This window comes from Brucella sp. GW823-FHT04E01 (genome assembly GCF_058796175.1).
Genome location: NZ_JBXAIK010000005.1, coordinates 214,513 through 233,321, shown reverse-complemented (window position 1 = coordinate 233,321; position 18,809 = coordinate 214,513). Strand labels below are relative to the sequence as shown.

The window sequence follows — 18,809 nt, the reverse complement described above, 5'->3', positions numbered from 1 at the left end:
CATGTGGAACTGGTTGCGGCGTAATACTGAACCGTTAGCCGCTCTGGGCGGGATTGCTACAGCCTTTGCCGCGCTCTCGGCGCTGGTTATTATTCCCTATCAGGTCGGTCAGGCCGATCTCATTCAGCGCGACCAGACAGCGCGCGAAATATATCGCGAGTTTCTGAATCTGACGGTGCAAAAGCCCGAGCTGGCCCAGGCCGACTATTGTGCGCTGAGAGGCACGACGCAGCTCACCGCCTATGGGGCATATGTCGAATATCTGCTTTATACATCTGAACAGATGATCGAAACCTCGCCTGACTGGCGTGCGCCGATGGCCGGATATTTGAATGATCACATGGAATATCTGTGCGATCCCGAGGGGCTGGGCGCACGTGATGGTGTAGCTGGTTTGCTGGCGCAGGCTGGACTGGTCTGCAAGCCCGAGAATACCTGTCAGGAAGACACACAGCCTTGAAGTGATATGGCGGAGAGGGTGGGATTCGAACCCACGGTGGAGTTACCCCCACGCCGCATTTCGAGTGCGGTACTTTCGACCACTCAGCCACCTCTCCGCATTGTGCACTACGGTAAAACGATCTATAAAAATCGCGCCGTTGAAAAGCATCTAAAGCGAATGCTAAGTGTGTAGCGGCTCATTAACGAGCCAGAGGCAATTAGACAAGACCTAATTTGCATTCCGTTGTGAAAATTCTTGACTTTTCTGCCGCTTCACACCTATAAGCACCAGACCTTAGGCGTGGGGTAATCCGCGCCTATTGTTTTGATTGCAGATTTCGGACTTTTCCGGGCTGCGATCAGGGGCCAAAAGCCCGCTCATCAACCGACTGATAAAAAGACGGCCCATCACTTCGACGCCAATGTCGTGGAAATGAGAGCCGGACCGAACAACCGAAAGGACAACAAATGTTCGCAGTCATCAAGACCGGTGGCAAGCAGTATCGCGTTGCCGCAAACGACCTCATCAAGGTCGAAAAAGTTGCTGGCGAAGCCGGTGACATCGTAGAATTCGCAGAAGTTCTGATGGTCGGCTCGACCATTGGCGCCCCGACCGTCGCCGGTGCTATTGTCACCGCCGAAGTCGTCGAACAGGGCCGTGCCCGCAAGGTCATCGCGTTCAAGAAGCGTCGTCGTCAGAATTCGAAGCGCACCCGCGGTCATCGTCAGGAACTGACGACCATCCGTATCTCGGAGATCCTCACCGACGGCGCAAAGCCTTCCAAGAAGGCCGCCGAGAAGAAGGCTCCGAAGGCAGCGCCTAAGAAGGCAGCAGCCAAGGCCGAGTCGGCTGAGTAAGTAGAGAGATTAAAGGAGAACACCAATGGCACACAAAAAAGCTGGCGGTTCCTCGCGTAACGGTCGCGATTCAGAATCCAAACGCCTTGGCGTGAAGAAGTTCGGCGGCGAAGCTGTGCTCGCCGGCAACATCATCGTGCGTCAACGCGGCACGAAGTGGCATCCGGGCGCCAATGTTGGCCTCGGCAAGGACCACACGATTTTTGCAACCACGAACGGTTCTGTATCTTTCCGTACGAAAGCCAACGGCCGCACGTACGTATCGGTAGACCCGATCGCGGAAGCAGCAGAGTAAGCCGGGCACTCTCTAAAGCACCGGCGTCCCATCGGACCCGGTGCAAATGGCAGCCTAGCCAAAAGATCGAAGGGAAGATGGGGCCACCATCTTCCCTTTTTGCATCTGGAGGAACGAAAAATGGTTGTCGAAGTTCTGGAAGAAGATTGTTACGACGCAAGCAGTAGCGAAAGAAGAGACAGTTACACCGATCTGTCGCCCGGCCAGGCTGTCGGCTTGGCGACCAGTCTGGCTGATGATCTGAGCCCCGATCTGGCTTATGAACTAGACTGTCCTGTCCTCGTCACTGAAAGGCTGGTCCTGCGCCCGCCGCATGTCGAAGACGTGGATGCGATTTCCTATCTTGCCAATAACGCCCGCGTCTCCGGTATGCTTGCCCGCATGCCGCATCCATACACGCGTGAAAATGCGGTCGATTTTGTCGAACGCGTGCGAAAAGGCGAGATGGGCAATTGCATCTACGCCATCACGCAAGCGGAAACCGGCATCTTTATGGGCTGCTGCGGCATTCATGCGCATAAGCATGGCGAGGGGCTGGAAATCGGCTACTGGCTGGGTGAGCCCTATTGGGGGCACGGCTTTGCCACCGAGGCCGCTCACGCCCTGATCGATCTGGCTTTCCGTGCAACTGCCATCGAGCGGCTGCATGTCTCGTGCCGGGCCAGCAATGGCGGCTCCCGCCGGGTGATCCACAAGTGCGGGTTCCAGTTCAGCAGCATGGGCATGGCGGATTCGCTTGCCGCAGGCAATGTGCCGGTCGAGCGCTATGTCCTTGATCGTCGCACCTGGATCGGGCTGAGAAGCTGGCAGTCGTAAACAAAAGGTCCTGCGTGCCAAACCTTGTAGGCCGCAGGACCAATAATAACGGGGAATGAAATGATGGATACTCATGCAATCGCACGCGAGAAGATCGTGGTGCGTGCGCTCGAAAAGGGCGATCTGCATCGCTATCGAGCCATAAGATTAAGCGCTTTGCAGCGTGCGCCAATGGCCTTCGGTTCGAGTTTCGAAGAAGAGAATGCCTATTCGGACAGCGTGTTCGCACGTCGTCTGGAGCAGGTGGACGGTAATGTGGTTTTCGGTGCCTTCGACGGTGAAAACCTGCTGGGAACGGCTGGCCTTTTCCGCCACGACCGCAAGTCCGAGCGCCATCGCGGCACGCTCTGGGGTGTCTATGTGGCCCCCGAAGCGCGCGGGCTGGACTTGGGCAAGGCCCTCGTCAGCAAGGTCATCGACCATGCCGCAAAGCAGGTCGTCGTTCTGGATGCCAAGGTGGTGGCCACGAATGAAGCCGCCAAGCGCGTCTATTATGCGCTTGGTTTCAAGACTTTCGGTGTCGAACCCAAGTCACTTTACGTGCAGGGCCAATATCTGGATCAGGAATTGATCTATATCGATTTCACCGATCCGGTCTGGAAAGACAAACTCGGATGAAATCTGGCCTCCTCGACTGTTTGCAGGAGGCCGCTTTTGCTGTAATTGCAACACACCACATGCGGGCACAGGCCCGCATGTAACAATATTCAGGGCGTCTGCCGCCCAAAAGCCCGCCAGAGTGTGGGCATCCAAGAAGGTTACGTTCAGATGAAGTTTCTCGATCAGGCAAAGATCTACATCCGCTCCGGCAATGGCGGTGCGGGGGCGGTTTCGTTCCGCCGCGAGAAATTTCTCGAATTCGGCGGTCCCGATGGCGGTGATGGTGGACGCGGCGGCGATGTCTGGGTGGAGGCTGTAAACGGCCTCAACACGCTGATCGACTATCGCTATCAGCAGCATTTCCGGGCCAAGACCGGCATGCATGGCATGGGCCGCAATATGACCGGCGGCAAGGGCGACGACGTTATTCTCAAGGTGCCGGTCGGCACGCAGATTTTCGAGGAAGACGACGAAACGCTGATCTGCGATATCACCGAAATCGGCCAGCGCTACCGGCTGGCCAAGGGCGGCAATGGTGGCTTCGGCAATCTGCATTTCACGACCTCGACCAATCGCGCGCCGCGCCGCGCCAATCCCGGACAGGAAGGCATCGAGCGCACCATCTGGCTGCGCCTGAAACTGATCGCCGATGCTGGTCTGGTCGGTCTGCCCAATGCCGGAAAATCCACCTTCCTTGCAAGTGTGACAGCTGCCAAGCCGAAGATTGCCGATTATCCATTCACCACGCTGCATCCCAATCTGGGCGTCGCCCGCGTGGATGGCCGCGAATTCGTCATCGCCGATATTCCGGGCTTGATCGAAGGTGCGAGTGAAGGCGTCGGTCTTGGCGACCGTTTCCTCGGCCATGTCGAGCGCACGCGCGTTCTGCTGCATCTGGTTTCGGCGCAGGAAGAAGATGTCGCCAAGGCCTATCACGTCATTCGTGGTGAGCTTGAGGCCTATGAACACGGGCTTGCCGACAAGCCGGAAATCGTTGCGCTGTCGCAGATCGATACGCTCGATCCTGAAGCGCGCAAGGCCAAGGTCAAGGCGCTGAAAAAGGCATGTGGGCGCGACCCGCTGCTGCTTTCAGCCGTCAGCCATGAAGGTCTGAACGATGCTCTGCGCCAGCTCGCAAGCGTCATCGACCAGAGCCGCGCCGCAGAGGCCGGTACGGCGGAAGCCGAAGAATAAGCGTCGGATTTTATTTGGGCACGCATCTTGTCCGAAAACCGTTTCACACTTTTCGGGATGCGCTTTGGATGCGGCGAGGGGAATGAAAGCATGCTGAAGCAACTGAAAAACTATCGCCGCATCGTTGTTAAAATCGGGTCCGCTCTTCTGGTGGATCGAGCAGCCGGTCTCAAGCGGGACTGGCTGGAAAGCCTCGGGCAGGACATTGCCGCTCTGCATCATGCAGGCGTCGAAGTGCTGGTGGTTTCTTCCGGTGCTATTGCACTTGGACGCACGGTTCTGGGGCTGCCGAAGAAGGCGCTGAAACTTGAGGAAAGTCAGGCCGCCGCCGCCGCAGGTCAGATCGCGCTCGCCAAGGCCTATGCCGATGTGCTTGGCGGTCATTCCATCCGTTCAGGCCAGATTCTCGTCACGCTGTCCGACACCGAGGAGCGCCGCCGCTATCTCAACGCGCGCGCGACCATCGAGACGCTGTTGAAGCTGAAGGCCGTGCCGGTCATCAACGAGAACGATACGGTGGCAACCACCGAAATTCGTTATGGTGACAATGATCGTCTGGCCGCACGTGTGGCGACCATGATGGGCGCGGACCTGCTTGTCCTGCTGTCGGATATTGACGGGCTTTATACGGCCCCGCCACACAAGAACCCGGACGCCGAGTTTCTGCCGCTGGTCGAAACCATCACCCCGCAGATCGAGGCCATGGCGGGAGCGGCGGCGTCGGAACTGTCGCGCGGCGGCATGAAGACGAAGCTCGACGCGGGCAAGATCGCCAATGCGGCAGGGACCGCGATGATCATCACATCGGGCACGCGTTTCGGCCCGCTTTCGGCAATCGATCGCGGTGAACGCGCGACACTGTTTGAACCGGCGCGTGCGCCGGTCAATGCCTGGAAAACCTGGATTTCCGGCAATCTTGAACCGGCTGGCCGTTTGACGGTGGATGCCGGTGCAGCCAGGGCACTGAAATCCGGCAAGTCGCTTTTGCCCGCAGGCGTCAGGGAAATCGACGGCCAGTTCGAGCGCGGCGATACGGTTGCGGTGATCAACGAGGACGGACGCGAAATCGCGCGCGGACTGATCGCTTATGATGCCGAGGATGCGCGCAAGATCGCAGGGCATAAAAGCGATGAGATCAGTGAAATTCTTGGCTATGATGCTCGCGCGGCGATGATCCATCGCAACGATCTGGTTGTGCGTGCTGCCAGCAATGCAGAAGTCGCATAGGGGAGATGGGATGCTGACCAAGGCAGAAACGGTAAACGATATTGCTGCAGTCATGGCGGAAGTGGGCCGCAAGGCGCGCGCTGCCGCAGCCCCTCTTTCCATCGCTACCACTGAACAGAAGAACAGGGCGCTGATTGCTGCCGCCGATGCGATGCTTGAAGCGCGTGGCGATATTCTTGAAGCCAACAAGCTTGATCTGGCCAATGCGGAAAAGAGCGGCATGGCAGCCTCTTTCGTTGACCGGCTGACGCTCGATGACAGCCGGATCAGTGCGATTGCCGACGGTATCCGTGCTATCGCAGCCCTGCCTGATCCGGTGGGCGAAGTGATTGCCGAATGGGATCGTCCGAACGGGCTCCATATCGAGCGTGTGCGCACGCCGCTCGGTGTGATCGGCGTCATTTATGAAAGCCGCCCCAATGTGACTGCGGATGCCGGTGCGCTGTGCCTCAAGGCAGGCAATGCCGTTATCCTGCGTGGCGGTTCGGATTCGGCGCATTCGTCGGCTGCCATTCATAAGGCGCTGGTCAGGGGGCTCGAAGCAGCCAGCCTGCCAGCCGATGCGATCCAGATCGTGCCAGTGACCGACCGTGCCGCTGTTGGCGAAATGCTGAAAGGTCTGGACGGTGCGATTGATGTGATCGTGCCGCGTGGTGGAAAAAGCCTTGTTGCGCGCGTTCAGTCGGAAGCGCGGGTGCCGGTCTTCGCGCATCTGGAAGGCATTTGCCATCTTTATATCGACAAGTCCGCCGATCTCGACATGGCCCGCAAGATTGCGGTCGATGCCAAGATGCGGCGCACCGGCATTTGCGGCGCGGCGGAAACGCTTCTGGTCGATCGTGCCGCAGCTGCGATGCATCTAGTGCCGATCCTTGAAGACTTGGCTGCCAAGGGTTGTGAAATTCGCGGGAGTGCGGACGTGCTGGCGCTCTATCCGGCAGCAAAGCCTGCAACCGAAGAGGACTGGTCGACCGAATATCTCGACGCGATCATTTCCGTTGCGCTGGTTGACGGTATTTCGGGCGCGATTGAGCACATCAACCGCTATTCCTCGCACCATACGGAAGCCGTCGTGGCTGAGGATGCGGCAGCGGTTGCGCGCTTCTTCAACGAGATCGACTCGGCCATTCTCCTGCACAATGCCTCGACGCAATTTGCCGATGGCGGCGAGTTCGGCATGGGCGCGGAAATCGGCATTGCTACCGGCAAGATGCATGCGCGTGGACCGGTCGGTGTGGAGCAGCTGACCTCGTTCAAATATCGCGTTCGCGGTGACGGTCAGATTCGTGGTTAGGTTCGAATGAAATTCGGCTTCGGGCTTTCCGCATTGAGGGAACAATATCCTGGTGTCGATGCGCATTATCTGCGCATGCCTTATGTCGAGAAGGGCATGGCGGTCGGGCTGTTTGGCGGCTCGTTCAACCCGCCGCATGGCGGGCACGCGCTGGTGGCGGAAATCGCAATCCGGCGGCTCAAGCTCGACCAGCTCTGGTGGATGGTGACGCCCGGCAATCCGCTGAAAGACAGTCGCGAACTGGCGCCGCTTGCCGACCGATTGAAACTGAGCGAGGAAATCGCATCCGATCCGCGCATCAAGGTGACGGCGCTCGAGGCAGCCTTCAACGTGCGTTATACGGCGGATACGCTGGCGCTTATCCGCGATGCCAATCCCGGCGTCCATTTCGTCTGGGTGATGGGGGCGGACAATCTTGCCTCCTTCCATCGCTGGCAGCGCTGGCGCGAGATCGCGCAGAATTTTCCGATTGCGGTTATCGACCGGCCGGGTTCGACGCTGGCCTATCTGTCGTCACGCATGGCGCAGACATTCTCCGACAGTCGCGTCGATGAACAATATGCGCCGATGCTGGCGCGTCGCACACCTCCGGCCTGGACCTTCATCCATGGACCGCGTTCGTCGCTCTCATCCAGCGCGATCCGCAAATCCCGTACATGATCTTGATGCTTTCATGACGATTTCGACAAGATATATGCAAAACGGGCGAATAAACTGAAAAAGTGAACGGTTTGGAAAAGCCGATAGTCTTGAAACAAAACAGGGACTCTGCCTATTTTAGGGAGTGTGGTGCTTATAACTGCCACACGGCGTTGTTCTGCTGAGAAAGGGAATACACTGAGAACAGCAATTGAGAAGAAGGCTCATCACGCGCCTTCAACGGTCAGGATGGACGAGTCCAATCTCGTGTCCCAGACCTTCGACGCGGCCTTGGCCAGTCTCGAAAACTCCAAGGCAGAATCCATCATCCCCATCGACATTCGCGGAAGATCAACGATCGGCGATTATATGATCGTCGCGTCGGGCCGTTCGCATCGTCATGTGACGGCGGTTGCCGACCATCTCCTGCAGGCCCTGCGTGAAGCAGGCTGCAAGGATATACGGGTCGAAGGTCTCGAGAGTGGCGACTGGGTTCTCATCGACACCGGCGACATCATCGTCCATGTCTTCCGACCGGAAGTCCGTGACTTCTACAATCTCGAGAAGATCTGGCTCGACGAGGGTTTTGACGCGTTCGACACCGAACGTGCGCCGGGATTGGTGCATTAGAGCATTTTCGAGCCAAAACTGCGAAGCGGTTTTGCGTTGGATAATGCGCGAAAAAAGAAGATTAAAGCGTGAAACGCTTTAGTTCGATGAATTGAGAGCGTCATGCGTGTGAGTGTTTTTGCCGTGGGCCGGATGAAAGCCGGCCCCGAACGGGAGCTGGTCGAGCGTTATTTCGACCGATTTTCGAAAGCTGGACCGCCATTGGGGCTTGAATTCGCCGGTGTGAGCGAAATTCCCGAAAGCCGGGGCCAGACGGCAGAGTTGCGCAAGGCCGAAGAAGCCCAGCGCATTCATGAAGCTCTCGATAATGGAGCTGCCTTGATCCTTCTCGACGAGCGCGGCAAGGCGCTCGGATCCGAAGCTTTTGCGGATCGCATCGGGCGGATGCGGGACGACGGCAAGCGCCAGCTCATCGTCGCCATTGGCGGGCCGGACGGCCACGATCCGGCATTGCGATCACGTGCCGACCTCGTTCTGGCGCTGGGCGAATTGACCTGGCCGCACCAGATCGCCCGCATCCTGATTGCCGAGCAGCTTTATCGCGCCGCCACCATTCTGGCAGGCCACCCTTATCACAGGTCCTGATATGGGGGCTGGTTGTAGACTGCGCCCCTCAGTGTGAAACTCTTGCCGCTTTCGGGAATGAGAACGGTAAGGCCATCTGCTGCTTGCCGGGTGATCTCCAGACCGGCCTTAGCAAGAGTTTCAACGATGAAGGCGCGGTCGGAACGCTTTGCCGCCACGATATGCTCGCAAATATAGGTATGGACATAGCCGCGCCCTTCGCGCCAATCCTCCGTCATCGTTTTCAGTGCTTTTGCATTCATGACGACCGGTTTATCGTGCGAAGGCCGGTTTAACCAGCGATCCGTTATCGGCGGTATTTATGGTTGATGGTTCGTTAACGGGTTCAGTCTAGTTTCGGCTCTGAATTTGGCCTTGTTTCGTCCTGATAGAACACGCATGAGTCCTGAACGCCTTTTCAAAAGACCACGATTGCTTGCTTTCATGCAGGCTGGCCTCGTTTTGGCTGGCGTGTTCGCCTGCGCGCCGTCGGTTCTTGCGCAGGAAGCCTTGCAGCAGCAGCGTGATCAGGCGGCGAGCGAATATGAGAAGCTCAGCAGCGAACTCACCGTCACCGGCGACAAGCTGAAACAGCTTGAAGACGAGGTGGCCGGGCTCAAGAAGGACCAGACGACCATCACCGCAGCGCTGATCCAGTCGGCCAAGACTGACAAGAAGCTGCAGCAGGATATTGCCGATATTGCCGACAAGCTTACCGCGCTGCGCGAGCAGGAAGATGGCATTCGCTCGTCGCTGCGCGCACGGCGCGGCGTTCTGGCGGAGGTGCTGGCCGCATTGCAGCGCATGGGGCTGAACCCGCCGCCTGCCATTCTGGTGCGGCCCGACGATGCTCTGGCTTCAGTGCGCAGCGCCGTGCTTCTTGGCGCTGTCGTGCCTGAAATGCGTGAGCAGGTGGAAGAACTGACGGGCGACCTGAAGGATATGCAGCGGGTCACTGCCTCCATCCGGCAAGAGCAGGAAAAGCTGAAGGCGACGCGCACGGTTCAGGCCGAAGAGCAGAAACGGCAATCACTTCTTCTTGAGGAGAAGAAGAAATTGCAGTCGCAATCGGAACAGGAAATCGATGCGCAGCGCAAGCGTTCGGAAGAATTGGCGGCCAAGGCAGGCAGCCTGAAAGACCTTATCGACGGGCTCGATAAGCAGATGGCGGGCGTGCGCGATGCAGCCGAATCCGCTCGCAAGGCCGAGGCGGATCGCCTTGCCGCAGCAAGGGAAAAAGCCGGAGAAGCAACGCCGAACGACAATCATCTGCGAGCCCAGATTGATTTTGCTTCGCTACAAGGCAAGCTCGCTTTGCCTGCAGCTGGCAAGACGATGCGCCGCTTCGGCGAGAAGGACGGTGTCGGCGGCAGCATGATGGGGCAGGTCGTTGAAACCTTGCCTTCTGCCACGATTACGTCACCTTCCGATGGCGTGATACTTTACGCAGGCACATTCCGTTCTTACGGGCAGCTCTTGATACTCGACGCGGGCAATGGATATCATGTCGTCATGGCTGGCATGGGTCGAATCGACGTATCGCAAGGCCAGTTTGTACTTGCGGGAGAGCCGGTCGGCGCGATGGGAGAAAAACTTCTGGCAAGTGTTGCACCGATAGAGGTGGGCAATGGTGCGCCATTGCTTTACATTGAATTTCGAAAGGATGGAAAACCCGTCGATCCCGCCCCTTGGTGGACCGAACGGCTTTCTGGAAGGACGTGAAAATGATACGTAAACTATCGCTGCTGTTCGCCGGGGCCCTTCTGGGGGCGTCAGCCATGGTGATGGTCCAGGGCGCGCCGGCTTCCACTGCTTTTGCGGCAGGGAAAGATAGCGATGTCTACAAGGAACTGGCCCTTTTTGGTGATATTTTCGAACGGGTGCGCGCGCAATATGTGACGCCGCCGGACGACAAGAAGCTGACCGAAAGCGCGATCAACGGCATGTTGACCTCGCTCGATCCCCATTCCTCCTATCTCAACCCGGAAGCCGCGCAGGACATGCGCGTGCAGACCAAGGGTGAGTTTGGCGGTCTTGGCATCGAAGTGACGATGGACAACGATCTCGTGAAGGTCATCGCGCCGATTGACGATACGCCCGCTTCCAAGGCCGGTGTGCTGGCAGGCGATCTCATCACCAAGATTGACGGGCAGGAAGTTCGCGGTCTTTCGCTGACCGATGCGGTCGACAAGATGCGCGGTGAAATCGGTTCGTCTATCGAGCTGACGATCCAGCGCCAGGGCGTCGACAAGCCGATCACGCTGAAGATCGCACGCGCTGTCATCAAGGTGAAAGCCGTTCGCTATCGCGTCGAGAACGATATCGGCTATCTGCGCGTCATCTCGTTCACCGAACAGACATCCGAAGACCTCAAGAAGGCGATCAAGGATATTCAGGACAAGATTCCGGCCGAAAAGCTCAAGGGCTTTGTGCTAGATCTTCGCCTCAATCCGGGTGGTCTGCTCGATCAGGCTGTGGCTGTTTCCGACGCCTTCCTCGACAAGGGTGAAGTCGTCTCGACCCGTGGTCGCGATCCGCAGGATGTGACCCGTTTCGATGCACGCAAGGGCGACCTGACCGACGGCAAGCCGGTCATCGTTCTCATCAATGGCGGTTCGGCCAGCGCGTCGGAAATCGTTGCCGGTGCATTGCAGGATCATCGCCGCGCCACGGTGCTCGGCACGCAGTCCTTCGGCAAGGGTTCGGTGCAGACGATCATTCCGCTTGGTGAAAACGGCTCGCTGCGTCTGACGACGGCGCTTTATTATACGCCGTCGGGCAAGTCGATTCAGGGCAAGGGCATCACGCCTGACATCAAGGTTGACCAGCCTTTGCCGCCGGAACTGAAGGGTGAGGACGTCGTTCGCGGCGAATCCGAACTCAAGGGCCACATCAAGGGCAATGCCGAGGATGACAATGGCTCCGGTTCGTCGGCTTATGTCCCGGCTGATCCGAAGGACGACATCCAGCTCAACGAAGCCTTCAAGCTCCTGCGTGGTGAGGTGGCCAATGCCGCATTCCCGCCGGATCCGAAGAAGGGTGTGTTGAACTGATCGCTCCATGCTGGATCTGAACAGCCCGTTAGGACTGGATAAGAAACCGCAAAAGCGCGGGGGCTCACGCTCCCGCGCTTTTCGTTCGTTCGTGACAGGCCTTGTCATTTTAGGCGGGCTTTGCCTTGCCGGGGGCGCGGTGTTCGCCATCTGGCAGAGCAATCAGGCAGCTTTTCGCAAAACCGAAACTGCCGCCGTGGACACGACGCAAGTCGAAGTGCCAGTCGCCAACAAGACTGAAGCCAAGCCCGTAACCGGCAATACACCGCCGCCCGGCAGTGCGCTGCGCGGGGCAAGTGGTCAGCCGGGGCCTGCCATCATCAAGGTCACACCGGACATGCCGCCCGGTATGCCAGGTGCCGCCACCGGTATGGCGGAGGGTAATGTGGTCGTGGTGCAGAACACGCATCAATCCGGACAGGATAAGCGTGTCGCCCATCTGCCGGAACAGGCGCTGGTCGAGCAAAGCCCCACCGGCCCGCTGCCGGTACGCGGGGCGGATGGTCTGCGCCCCATGGATGCCTATGCAGCCGGATGGTCCGGCGCGCGGGGCGCGCGGATTGCGCTTGTCATCGGCGGACTTGGGCTGTCACAGACCGGCAGCATGGAGGCAGTCGACAAGCTTCCGCCGGAAGTCACGCTCGGATTTGCGCCGCAGGGCAACAGTTTGCAGCGCTGGATGCAGGCGGCCCGGCAAAACGGTCACGAACTTGTGCTGCAATTGCCGATGGAGCCTTTCGACTATCCGCGCGTCAATCCCGGTCGCAATACGCTGACGGTGGATGATGGTGCCAGCAAGAACCAGGCTTCCTTGCTGTGGGCGCTGTCGCGGATGACCAATTATGCCGGTGTGATGAATTATATGGGCGCGCGTTTTACATCCGAGACGGAAGCCTTTTCGCCGGTGCTGAGCGAGATCGGAAAGCGCGGCCTGTATTATCTCGATGACGGCACCTCGGCGCGCAGTCAGGCTGACCGGATTGCAGGAAGCGATGCGGTGCCTTTCGCGGCGGCGGATATTCTGATCGATGCGGCGCAGGAGCGCGGCGCGATCCTCGACCGTCTCGATGAACTGGAGCGGACTGCGCGTGCCAATGGCAGCGCCATCGGCACCGGCTCGTCCTTTGCGGTGACCGTCGATGCAGTTGCCGAATGGGCCAATGAGGTCAAGAAGCGCGGCATTGAAATCGTGCCGGTCTCGGCGCTGGTCCGCGACCCCGAACGGCAATAATTTGCACATCATGGAGAATGTCATGTCGAAGCACAAAGGTCCCGTCGATCCCGAAAGCTTGCCTTACCGTCCCTGTGTCGGGCTGATGGTGCTGAACAAGGCCGGTCTGGTCTGGGCTGGCCGTCGTATCGTCATTCCGGGCGATGAGATGGATGGCGCGACCCAGCTCTGGCAGATGCCGCAGGGCGGGATCGACAAGGGCGAGGAGCCGCTCGAGGCAGCTATCCGCGAACTTTACGAGGAAACCGGCATGAAGTCGGTATCGCTGCTCGAAGAAGCGTCAGACTGGATCAATTACGATCTGCCGCCGCATTTGGTCGGCCAGGCACTCAAGGGCAAGTATCGCGGCCAGACGCAGAAGTGGTTTGCCTATCGTTTCGAAGGCGACGAGAGTGAAATCGCCATCAACCCGCCGCCCGGCGGACACACTGCCGAGTTCGACCGCTGGGAATGGAAGCCGATGGTCGAGCTGCCGGAACTGATCGTTCCCTTCAAGCGCAAGGTTTACGAGGAAGTCGTCGCGGCTTTCAGGCATCTGGTAGCCTGATTTAACAGGGGGAGGAGCCTCCGCCCCCTTGTGCCGCCGCCCAACATATAGTCAACTCGCTTCAGGCGCACCGAACGGTTGCGTTTTGAGAGGGAGAAAAACGCATGGATGTTGGAAGTCTTCTCGTATTCCTTTTCGTAGGTCTGATCGCTGGCTGGCTGGCTGGCAAGGTCGTGCAGGGTGGTGGTTTCGGCCTGATCGGCAATATCATCGTCGGCGTGATCGGCGCATTCTTTGCAGGCTGGTTGCTGCCGCGTCTCGGATTTTCCGTTGGCGGAGGGATTGTCGCCTCAATCATCAACGCCTTTATCGGCGCGGCTATCCTCCTGATTATCCTGCGCATCGTCAAACGCGCCTGACTTGTAAATATTCTTCTGAACAGGCCCGGCTTCCCGCAAGCCGGGTTTCTTCATTCCGAAGTTCAATCCCATGACACCGAATTCCAAACTTTCGCTCGGTCTGGTTCTGACCGCATCGGCTGGTTTCGTCGATGCGATTGCCTTCCTGCAGCTGGGCGGTTTCTTTGCATCCTTCATGAGCGGCAATACCACGCAGCTGGGTGTCGCGTTGGCGGGACAGCCCGGCGTGCAGGGCACTGTGCTGGTCTGGTTTCCCGCGATCCTGATCGTGCTGTTCTTTTCCGGCGCCTTCTTCGGCACGCTTGCGGTGCGTTCATACGGTCGTGCGGGCAGTCTTTATGTGATGGCAAGCGTGGTGGCGATCCTGCTGCTGGTCGGCGTGCTGCGGCGCGAGGGTGCATTGCTGGTCCAGCCGGTGCTGCTGCTTGCCGCAGCCATGGGCGCGCAGAATGCTGCGGTGCAGCCCATCGGAGCTGCGCGTCTTGGCGTGACCTATGTGACCGGTACGCTTTTCAACGCTGCCGCAGATCTTGCTTGTTCGCTGCGCGGTGAAACGCCAAAATGGCGCTGGCTGCAGCATGTGGCGGTCTGGCTGTCCCTGATGCTGGGCGCTGTCGGCGGCGGTCTCGGCCATTATTTCATCGGCCTCGACGCCTTGTTCGTTCCGGCTGCAATGATTGTCGGCGTCATGGTCGCCTATATGCGGCTCAATTGATTTAGCATGATCTGATCCGAAAACCGGCTTCCACTTTTCGGGATCATGCTTAACTGAACAGCGATTTCTCGCTTTCGACCAGTTCGGAAATGAGTGCCGATATGGCGGTGACGCGCCGCAATGTGCGGGCAGATTCATGATAGGCGAGCCAGTAGGCGCGCCGGATCACCCGATCCGGCAGAATGGGCACGAGATCGGGATCGGCGCGGGCGATGAAGGCGTGCAATATGCCGATGCCTGCACCGGCCCGCACGGCCTCGACCTGTCCCAAAGCACTCGACACTTCGAAGGCCGGTTTCCAGTCACGGCTGATTTCCGGCGCATAGGCCAGCGACGGGTTGATGACGAGATCCTCCACATAGCCGATGAGCCGGTGCCGGGCGAGATCGTCGGTGTTTTCCGGCGTGCCGTTCGCCTCCAGATAGCTGCGATGCGCATAGAGACCGAGCGTATAATCGACGAGCCTGCGCGCGATCAGCCTGCCTTGTTCCGGACGTTCGACGGTAATGGCGATATCGGCTTCACGGCGCGACAGTGAGAACGAGCGCGGCACCGGCACCAACTGGATGGTCAGGTCCGGATATTTCTGTGTCAGCCGCGCCAACCGGGGCGCCAGAAAGTTGACCCCGAACCCGTCCGGCGCGCCGATGCGCACCGTGCCCGACACGGCAATATCCGCATTGCCGACATGCGAGCGGGCGGAAAGCATTTCAGCTTCCATGCGTTCGGCGGCGAGCAGAAACTCCTCGCCCGCCTGTGTCAGCGTCGAACCGTTGGTGCGGCGTGTCAGAAGCGTGGTGGACAGCGCCGTTTCAAGCGCGGTCAGCCGTCGGGCAACCGTGGTGTGGTTCAGGCCGAGCCTTTTGGCCGCGCCCAGAATTTGGCCCGAGCGAGCAACAGCGAGAAATATGCGAATATCGTCCCAGTTCATGATGCTCTCTGCATAAGGATGTATTCTGATTACTATAAAATTTGCACAACGGATACGCTTTTCATCGCCTTGCAATCATGAATTTGCAGAGTCAAGATGATGTCAACGATGGGAGCTTTGCAGGCTCCTCAAAGCGATCATCAGGGAGGTTCTTCGATGCGCAATATCGGACATTTCATCGGCGGCAAGCATGTGGCAGGCAAGAGCGGCCGCACGGCAGACGTCTTCCAGCCGCTCGACGGCTCGGTGCAGGGCAAGGTAGCGCTCGCCACCAAGGAAGAAGTGCGCGCGGCTGTCGAAAACGCCAAGGCCGCACAGCCAGCCTGGGCTGCGACCAACCCGCAGCGTCGTGTTCGCATCCTGCGCAAGTTCGTCGAACTGGTCGAAGCCGAATATGACAGCCTGGCCGAATTGCTGGCCCGCGAACACGGCAAGACCATTGCCGACGCCAAGGGCGACATCCAGCGCGGCCTCGAAGTGGTGGAAGTCTGCCTCGGTGCGGCGCACATGCTGAAAGGCGAGTTCACCGACAATGCCGGTACGGGCATCGATACTTACTCCATGCGCCAGCCGCTCGGTGTTGTTGCTGGCATCACGCCCTTCAATTTCCCGGCCATGATCCCGCTCTGGAAGGCCGGTCCGGCGATTGCTTGCGGAAATGCCTTCATCCTGAAACCATCCGAACGTGATCCGGGCGTACCGATGCGCCTTGCCGAACTGTTCATGGAAGCCGGTCTTCCGGCAGGCATTTTCAACGTCGTCAACGGCGACAAGGAATCGGTCGATGCGCTGCTCGACGATCCGGACGTCCAGGCCATCGGCTTTGTCGGCTCCACGCCGATTGCCCAGTACATCTATGGCCGCGGCTGCTCGAACGGCAAGCGCGTGCAGTGCTTCGGCGGTGCGAAGAACCATCTCCTCATCATGCCGGATGCCGACATGGACCAGACCGTCGATGCGCTGATCGGCGCTGGCTACGGTTCGGCTGGCGAACGCTGCATGGCGATCTCGGTTGCCGTTCCGGTCGGTGAAGACACCGCCAACCGTCTGATGGAAAAGCTCATTCCCCGTGTTGAATCGCTGAAGATCGGCACCTCCACCGACAATTCCGCCGATTACGGCCCGCTGGTCACCAAGGCTGCGCTCGACCGCGTGCGCGGTTATGTGGACCTTGGTGTTGAAGAAGGCGCGAAGCTGGTCGTCGATGGCCGTAACTTCAAGATGCAGGGCTATGAAGATGGCTTCTACATGGGGGGTTGCCTGTTCGACAACGTGACCAAGGACATGCGTATCTACAAGGAAGAAATCTTCGGTCCGGTTCTCTCGGTCGTGCGCGCCAAGAACTACGAGGAAGCGCTGGCTCTGCCGAACGATCATGAATATGGCAACGGCGTTGCGATCTTCACCCGTGATGGTGATGCTGCCCGCGATTTCGCCAGCCGCGTGCAGGTCGGCATGGTCGGTATCAATGTGCCGATCCCGGTTCCGATCGCCTACTACACCTTCGGTGGCTGGAAGGCTTCCGGCTTCGGCGATCTCAACCAGCACGGCCCGGATGCATTCCGCTTCTACACCAAGACCAAGACCGTCACCTCGCGCTGGCCGTCGGGCGTCAAGGATGGTGCGGAATTCGTCATCCCAACGATGAAGTAATAGGCAGCCTTACTGTCCCCCAAGCGAAACCCCGCCCTTGTGGCGGGGTTTTTATTTTACGGATGCGGCAGCGGAAAGCCGTGCCGCTCCGCAAGGACGGCCAGTATCTTGTGAGGGTCGCCGATCAGCGAACGCCCTTCGTACCTCCCGGTCTCGAACGGGGACCGGTCGCCATCCTTCAGTATGAGCAAGGGCAGGTTTTGGTTGTCTTCGCCTGCCAGCTCTATGACGGCCTTGCGCGGGCGCTGCCAGTCGACGCGCTCTATATCCAGCCTGTCTCCCAGTGCCGGAAAAGAAGCCAGAACACCCTCGATGAGGGCGCAATGCCAACAATAGAAAAGCTGGCCGGGATAAGCCGGATCTTCAAAACCCGGTTTCAAGAGAAAAAGTCTGTCCTGATTCATGTCGTTTGTCCCAAGGCGCAAGGCCGCTGCAAAGAGGGTGATGCACAGCGCAAATTCGCTAGCTTTGGAACAGCTTTCCAAGCCAAGCGTTCACAACGGATGTATAGCTTGATTTTGATTGCAAAAGCTCAACTTTTCCGATCATCGCCCTAAACTAATAATATGTAGCTCGAAGCCCGATCATTACTGTCAGGAGTTCCGTTCATGAGCGAAAAGATCAATCGCCGTATCGTGCTGGCATCGCGCCCGGAAGGTCGGCCAACCGCAGAAAACTTCCGGCTGGAGGAAGCGGCGATCCCGAGCCCCGGTGACGGTGAGGTTCTCCTGAGACTGCATTATCTGTCGCTCGATCCTTATATGCGTGGGCGTATGAGCGCGGCCAAATCCTATGCCGCGCCGGTGGCAATCGGCGATGTGATGGAGGGTGGCACGGTAGGCGAAGTCGTTGAAAGCAAGAGCGCAGGCTTTGCTCCGGGTGATTTCGTGCTTTCCCATTCCGGCTGGCAGGATTATGCGGTTGCCGATGCCTCGACCTTGCGCAAGCTCCACCCGAAAGAAGCCCCTGTAACGACGGCGCTTGGCGTTCTTGGCATGCCGGGCTTTACCGCCTATTCCGGCCTGCTCACCATCGGCCAGCCGAAACCGGGCGAGACCGTCGTGGTTGCGGCCGCAACCGGTCCGGTCGGTTCTGCCGTCGGGCAGATTGCCCGGATGAAGGGCGCACGCGCTGTCGGCATTGCGGGCGGAGCGGATAAATGCAAGGCGTTGATCGATGAATTCGGTTTCGATGTGGCTATCGATCACCACAGCAAGAATTTCGCACAGGAGCTGGCTGAGGCCTGCCCGAAGGGCATCGACGTTTATTTCGAAAATGTCGGCGGCAAGGTCTTCGACGCGGTGTTTCCGCTGCTGAACCAGTTTGCGCGGGTTCCGGTCTGTGGCCTGATTGCGCAGTACAATCAGAGCGGCCCGTTCGATGGACCTGACCGGCTGCCGCTGGTGATGCGGGATGTTCTGTCGAAAAGCCTGACCATTCGCGGTTTTATCCAGCGTGATTTTGCCGATCAGAGGCCAGCCTTTTACCATGACATGGTGAAGTGGATTGCCGACGGTCAGGTGCGTTATCGCGAAGACATTGTCGATGGGCTGGAGAATGCGCCGAAAGCTTTCATTTCCCTGCTGGAAGGAGGTAATTTCGGAAAGCTCATCGTGAAGCTCGCATGAGACTGCAATAAACTGCTTGCAGAACTGCGACTTGAGCGTGATGCTGTGCCTGTTTCTTCTGTTGGAAACTAGTGTGGCGAATCCGAAATTCGTATCACTCCGGGGCGGGGTTGCGAACGAATTTCGGTTTCAAA

The 18,809-nt window shown here is 58.7% G+C and carries 22 protein-coding genes and 1 tRNA gene; 19 read left to right on the top strand and 4 right to left on the bottom strand.

Translation table 11 applies throughout. The annotated features are described in order from the left end of the window. Window position 1: 1 nt before the first annotated feature. Window positions 2–460 carry a hypothetical protein gene (locus tag AC1RHM_RS20845; protein ID WP_010661522.1) on the top strand — a complete coding sequence of 153 codons (459 nt, stop codon included), beginning with the start codon at window positions 2–4 and terminating at the stop codon, window positions 458–460. 7 nt (window positions 461–467) lie between these two features. On the opposite strand, the gene AC1RHM_RS20840 is transcribed toward AC1RHM_RS20845, so the two are convergent. Further along, window positions 468–557: transfer RNA gene (locus tag AC1RHM_RS20840), tRNA-Ser, on the bottom strand. 352 nt (window positions 558–909) lie between these two features. Between AC1RHM_RS20840 and rplU the strand changes: the two genes are divergently transcribed. The 10 genes from rplU (at window position 910) to rlmH (ending at window position 8,579) form a co-directional block, all read left to right on the top strand. Continuing rightward, a complete protein-coding gene (gene rplU, locus AC1RHM_RS20835; protein WP_010661521.1) occupies window positions 910–1,299 on the top strand; it encodes a 50S ribosomal protein L21 in 390 nt (129 codons plus the stop codon). Window positions 1,300–1,324: 25 nt separating this feature from the next. After that, window positions 1,325–1,594: a 50S ribosomal protein L27 gene (gene rpmA / locus AC1RHM_RS20830; RefSeq protein ID WP_010661520.1), complete on the top strand. Its 270-nt coding sequence runs from the start codon at window positions 1,325–1,327 to the stop codon at window positions 1,592–1,594. Between the two features lie 120 nt (window positions 1,595–1,714). Further along, window positions 1,715–2,410 (top strand): GNAT family N-acetyltransferase, encoded by a 696-nt coding sequence (locus AC1RHM_RS20825; protein ID WP_010661519.1) that lies wholly within the window; start codon window positions 1,715–1,717, stop codon window positions 2,408–2,410. A gap of 60 nt (window positions 2,411–2,470) precedes the next feature. Beyond that, a complete protein-coding gene (locus AC1RHM_RS20820; protein ID WP_012091221.1) occupies window positions 2,471–3,028 on the top strand; it encodes a GNAT family N-acetyltransferase in 558 nt (185 codons plus the stop codon). A 150-nt stretch (window positions 3,029–3,178) separates the two neighbouring features. Next, entirely contained in the window at window positions 3,179–4,204 is a 1,026-nt protein-coding gene (obgE, locus tag AC1RHM_RS20815) for a GTPase ObgE (protein WP_010661517.1), read from the top strand. 90 nt (window positions 4,205–4,294) lie between these two features. Then, window positions 4,295–5,431 carry a glutamate 5-kinase gene (gene proB / locus AC1RHM_RS20810; protein ID WP_010661516.1) on the top strand — a complete coding sequence of 379 codons (1,137 nt, stop codon included), beginning with the start codon at window positions 4,295–4,297 and terminating at the stop codon, window positions 5,429–5,431. Window positions 5,432–5,441: 10 nt separating this feature from the next. Next, the gene (locus AC1RHM_RS20805) at window positions 5,442–6,725 is read left to right on the top strand and encodes a glutamate-5-semialdehyde dehydrogenase (RefSeq protein WP_010661515.1); all 1,284 of its coding nucleotides are present in this window, start codon (window positions 5,442–5,444) and stop codon (window positions 6,723–6,725) included. Window positions 6,726–6,731: 6 nt separating this feature from the next. After that, window positions 6,732–7,385: a nicotinate-nucleotide adenylyltransferase gene (locus AC1RHM_RS20800; RefSeq protein WP_010661514.1), complete on the top strand. Its 654-nt coding sequence runs from the start codon at window positions 6,732–6,734 to the stop codon at window positions 7,383–7,385. Between the two features lie 228 nt (window positions 7,386–7,613). Next, a complete protein-coding gene (rsfS, locus tag AC1RHM_RS20795; protein ID WP_010661513.1) occupies window positions 7,614–7,994 on the top strand; it encodes a ribosome silencing factor in 381 nt (126 codons plus the stop codon). A gap of 102 nt (window positions 7,995–8,096) precedes the next feature. After that, window positions 8,097–8,579, top strand: coding sequence for a 23S rRNA (pseudouridine(1915)-N(3))-methyltransferase RlmH (rlmH, locus tag AC1RHM_RS20790; protein ID WP_010661512.1), 483 nt, complete (start codon window positions 8,097–8,099; stop codon window positions 8,577–8,579). Here the strand turns inward: rlmH and AC1RHM_RS20785 are convergent. After that, window positions 8,567–8,821: a hypothetical protein gene (locus tag AC1RHM_RS20785; RefSeq protein ID WP_010661511.1), complete on the bottom strand. Its 255-nt coding sequence runs from the start codon at window positions 8,819–8,821 to the stop codon at window positions 8,567–8,569. The two genes, rlmH and AC1RHM_RS20785, sit on opposite strands and share 13 nt — an antisense overlap. A 136-nt stretch (window positions 8,822–8,957) precedes the next feature. Between AC1RHM_RS20785 and AC1RHM_RS20780 the strand changes: the two genes are divergently transcribed. From AC1RHM_RS20780 to AC1RHM_RS20755, 6 genes are all read left to right on the top strand, one after another. Further along, complete coding sequence (locus tag AC1RHM_RS20780; protein ID WP_029376290.1) at window positions 8,958–10,280, top strand: murein hydrolase activator EnvC family protein; 1,323 nt, start codon at window positions 8,958–8,960, stop codon at window positions 10,278–10,280. A gap of 2 nt (window positions 10,281–10,282) precedes the next feature. Beyond that, window positions 10,283–11,611, top strand: coding sequence for a S41 family peptidase (locus AC1RHM_RS20775; RefSeq protein ID WP_010661509.1), 1,329 nt, complete (start codon window positions 10,283–10,285; stop codon window positions 11,609–11,611). Window positions 11,612–11,618: 7 nt separating this feature from the next. Continuing rightward, window positions 11,619–12,842 (top strand): divergent polysaccharide deacetylase family protein, encoded by a 1,224-nt coding sequence (locus AC1RHM_RS20770; RefSeq protein ID WP_010661508.1) that lies wholly within the window; start codon window positions 11,619–11,621, stop codon window positions 12,840–12,842. Between the two features lie 22 nt (window positions 12,843–12,864). Then, complete coding sequence (locus AC1RHM_RS20765) at window positions 12,865–13,389, top strand: RNA pyrophosphohydrolase (RefSeq protein WP_010661507.1); 525 nt, start codon at window positions 12,865–12,867, stop codon at window positions 13,387–13,389. A gap of 104 nt (window positions 13,390–13,493) precedes the next feature. Beyond that, window positions 13,494–13,748, top strand: a complete 255-nt coding sequence (locus tag AC1RHM_RS20760) for a GlsB/YeaQ/YmgE family stress response membrane protein (protein ID WP_010661506.1) — start codon at window positions 13,494–13,496, stop codon at window positions 13,746–13,748. 70 nt (window positions 13,749–13,818) lie between these two features. Beyond that, a complete protein-coding gene (locus tag AC1RHM_RS20755; protein WP_010661505.1) occupies window positions 13,819–14,463 on the top strand; it encodes a YoaK family protein in 645 nt (214 codons plus the stop codon). Window positions 14,464–14,512: 49 nt separating this feature from the next. Here AC1RHM_RS20755 and AC1RHM_RS20750 read toward each other — a convergent pair whose 3' ends face one another. After that, window positions 14,513–15,394, bottom strand: coding sequence for a LysR family transcriptional regulator (locus tag AC1RHM_RS20750; RefSeq protein WP_010661504.1), 882 nt, complete (start codon window positions 15,392–15,394; stop codon window positions 14,513–14,515). A gap of 156 nt (window positions 15,395–15,550) precedes the next feature. Here AC1RHM_RS20750 and AC1RHM_RS20745 point away from each other — a divergent pair, with 156 nt between their 5' ends. Continuing rightward, complete coding sequence (locus AC1RHM_RS20745; RefSeq protein WP_010661503.1) at window positions 15,551–17,047, top strand: CoA-acylating methylmalonate-semialdehyde dehydrogenase; 1,497 nt, start codon at window positions 15,551–15,553, stop codon at window positions 17,045–17,047. A gap of 56 nt (window positions 17,048–17,103) precedes the next feature. Here AC1RHM_RS20745 and AC1RHM_RS20740 read toward each other — a convergent pair whose 3' ends face one another. Continuing rightward, entirely contained in the window at window positions 17,104–17,451 is a 348-nt protein-coding gene (locus AC1RHM_RS20740) for a DUF3088 domain-containing protein (RefSeq protein ID WP_010661502.1), read from the bottom strand. 204 nt (window positions 17,452–17,655) lie between these two features. Here AC1RHM_RS20740 and curA point away from each other — a divergent pair, with 204 nt between their 5' ends. Next, window positions 17,656–18,675: an NADPH-dependent curcumin/dihydrocurcumin reductase gene (curA, locus tag AC1RHM_RS20735; protein ID WP_010661501.1), complete on the top strand. Its 1,020-nt coding sequence runs from the start codon at window positions 17,656–17,658 to the stop codon at window positions 18,673–18,675. Window positions 18,676–18,809 lie beyond the last annotated feature (134 nt).

Coding starts and splice junctions, on each gene's coding strand:
- AC1RHM_RS20845 (WP_010661522.1), top strand. CDS start 2: ATGTGGAACTGGTTGCGGCGTAATACTGAACCGTTAGCCGCTCTGGGC.
- rplU (WP_010661521.1), top strand. CDS start 910: ATGTTCGCAGTCATCAAGACCGGTGGCAAGCAGTATCGCGTTGCCGCA.
- rpmA (WP_010661520.1), top strand. CDS start 1,325: ATGGCACACAAAAAAGCTGGCGGTTCCTCGCGTAACGGTCGCGATTCA.
- AC1RHM_RS20825 (WP_010661519.1), top strand. CDS start 1,715: ATGGTTGTCGAAGTTCTGGAAGAAGATTGTTACGACGCAAGCAGTAGC.
- AC1RHM_RS20820 (WP_012091221.1), top strand. CDS start 2,471: ATGATGGATACTCATGCAATCGCACGCGAGAAGATCGTGGTGCGTGCG.
- obgE (WP_010661517.1), top strand. CDS start 3,179: ATGAAGTTTCTCGATCAGGCAAAGATCTACATCCGCTCCGGCAATGGC.
- proB (WP_010661516.1), top strand. CDS start 4,295: ATGCTGAAGCAACTGAAAAACTATCGCCGCATCGTTGTTAAAATCGGG.
- AC1RHM_RS20805 (WP_010661515.1), top strand. CDS start 5,442: ATGCTGACCAAGGCAGAAACGGTAAACGATATTGCTGCAGTCATGGCG.
- AC1RHM_RS20800 (WP_010661514.1), top strand. CDS start 6,732: ATGAAATTCGGCTTCGGGCTTTCCGCATTGAGGGAACAATATCCTGGT.
- rsfS (WP_010661513.1), top strand. CDS start 7,614: ATGGACGAGTCCAATCTCGTGTCCCAGACCTTCGACGCGGCCTTGGCC.
- rlmH (WP_010661512.1), top strand. CDS start 8,097: ATGCGTGTGAGTGTTTTTGCCGTGGGCCGGATGAAAGCCGGCCCCGAA.
- AC1RHM_RS20785 (WP_010661511.1), bottom strand. CDS start 8,821: ATGAATGCAAAAGCACTGAAAACGATGACGGAGGATTGGCGCGAAGGG.
- AC1RHM_RS20780 (WP_029376290.1), top strand. CDS start 8,958: ATGAGTCCTGAACGCCTTTTCAAAAGACCACGATTGCTTGCTTTCATG.
- AC1RHM_RS20775 (WP_010661509.1), top strand. CDS start 10,283: ATGATACGTAAACTATCGCTGCTGTTCGCCGGGGCCCTTCTGGGGGCG.
- AC1RHM_RS20770 (WP_010661508.1), top strand. CDS start 11,619: ATGCTGGATCTGAACAGCCCGTTAGGACTGGATAAGAAACCGCAAAAG.
- AC1RHM_RS20765 (WP_010661507.1), top strand. CDS start 12,865: ATGTCGAAGCACAAAGGTCCCGTCGATCCCGAAAGCTTGCCTTACCGT.
- AC1RHM_RS20760 (WP_010661506.1), top strand. CDS start 13,494: ATGGATGTTGGAAGTCTTCTCGTATTCCTTTTCGTAGGTCTGATCGCT.
- AC1RHM_RS20755 (WP_010661505.1), top strand. CDS start 13,819: ATGACACCGAATTCCAAACTTTCGCTCGGTCTGGTTCTGACCGCATCG.
- AC1RHM_RS20750 (WP_010661504.1), bottom strand. CDS start 15,394: ATGAACTGGGACGATATTCGCATATTTCTCGCTGTTGCTCGCTCGGGC.
- AC1RHM_RS20745 (WP_010661503.1), top strand. CDS start 15,551: ATGCGCAATATCGGACATTTCATCGGCGGCAAGCATGTGGCAGGCAAG.
- AC1RHM_RS20740 (WP_010661502.1), bottom strand. CDS start 17,451: ATGAATCAGGACAGACTTTTTCTCTTGAAACCGGGTTTTGAAGATCCG.
- curA (WP_010661501.1), top strand. CDS start 17,656: ATGAGCGAAAAGATCAATCGCCGTATCGTGCTGGCATCGCGCCCGGAA.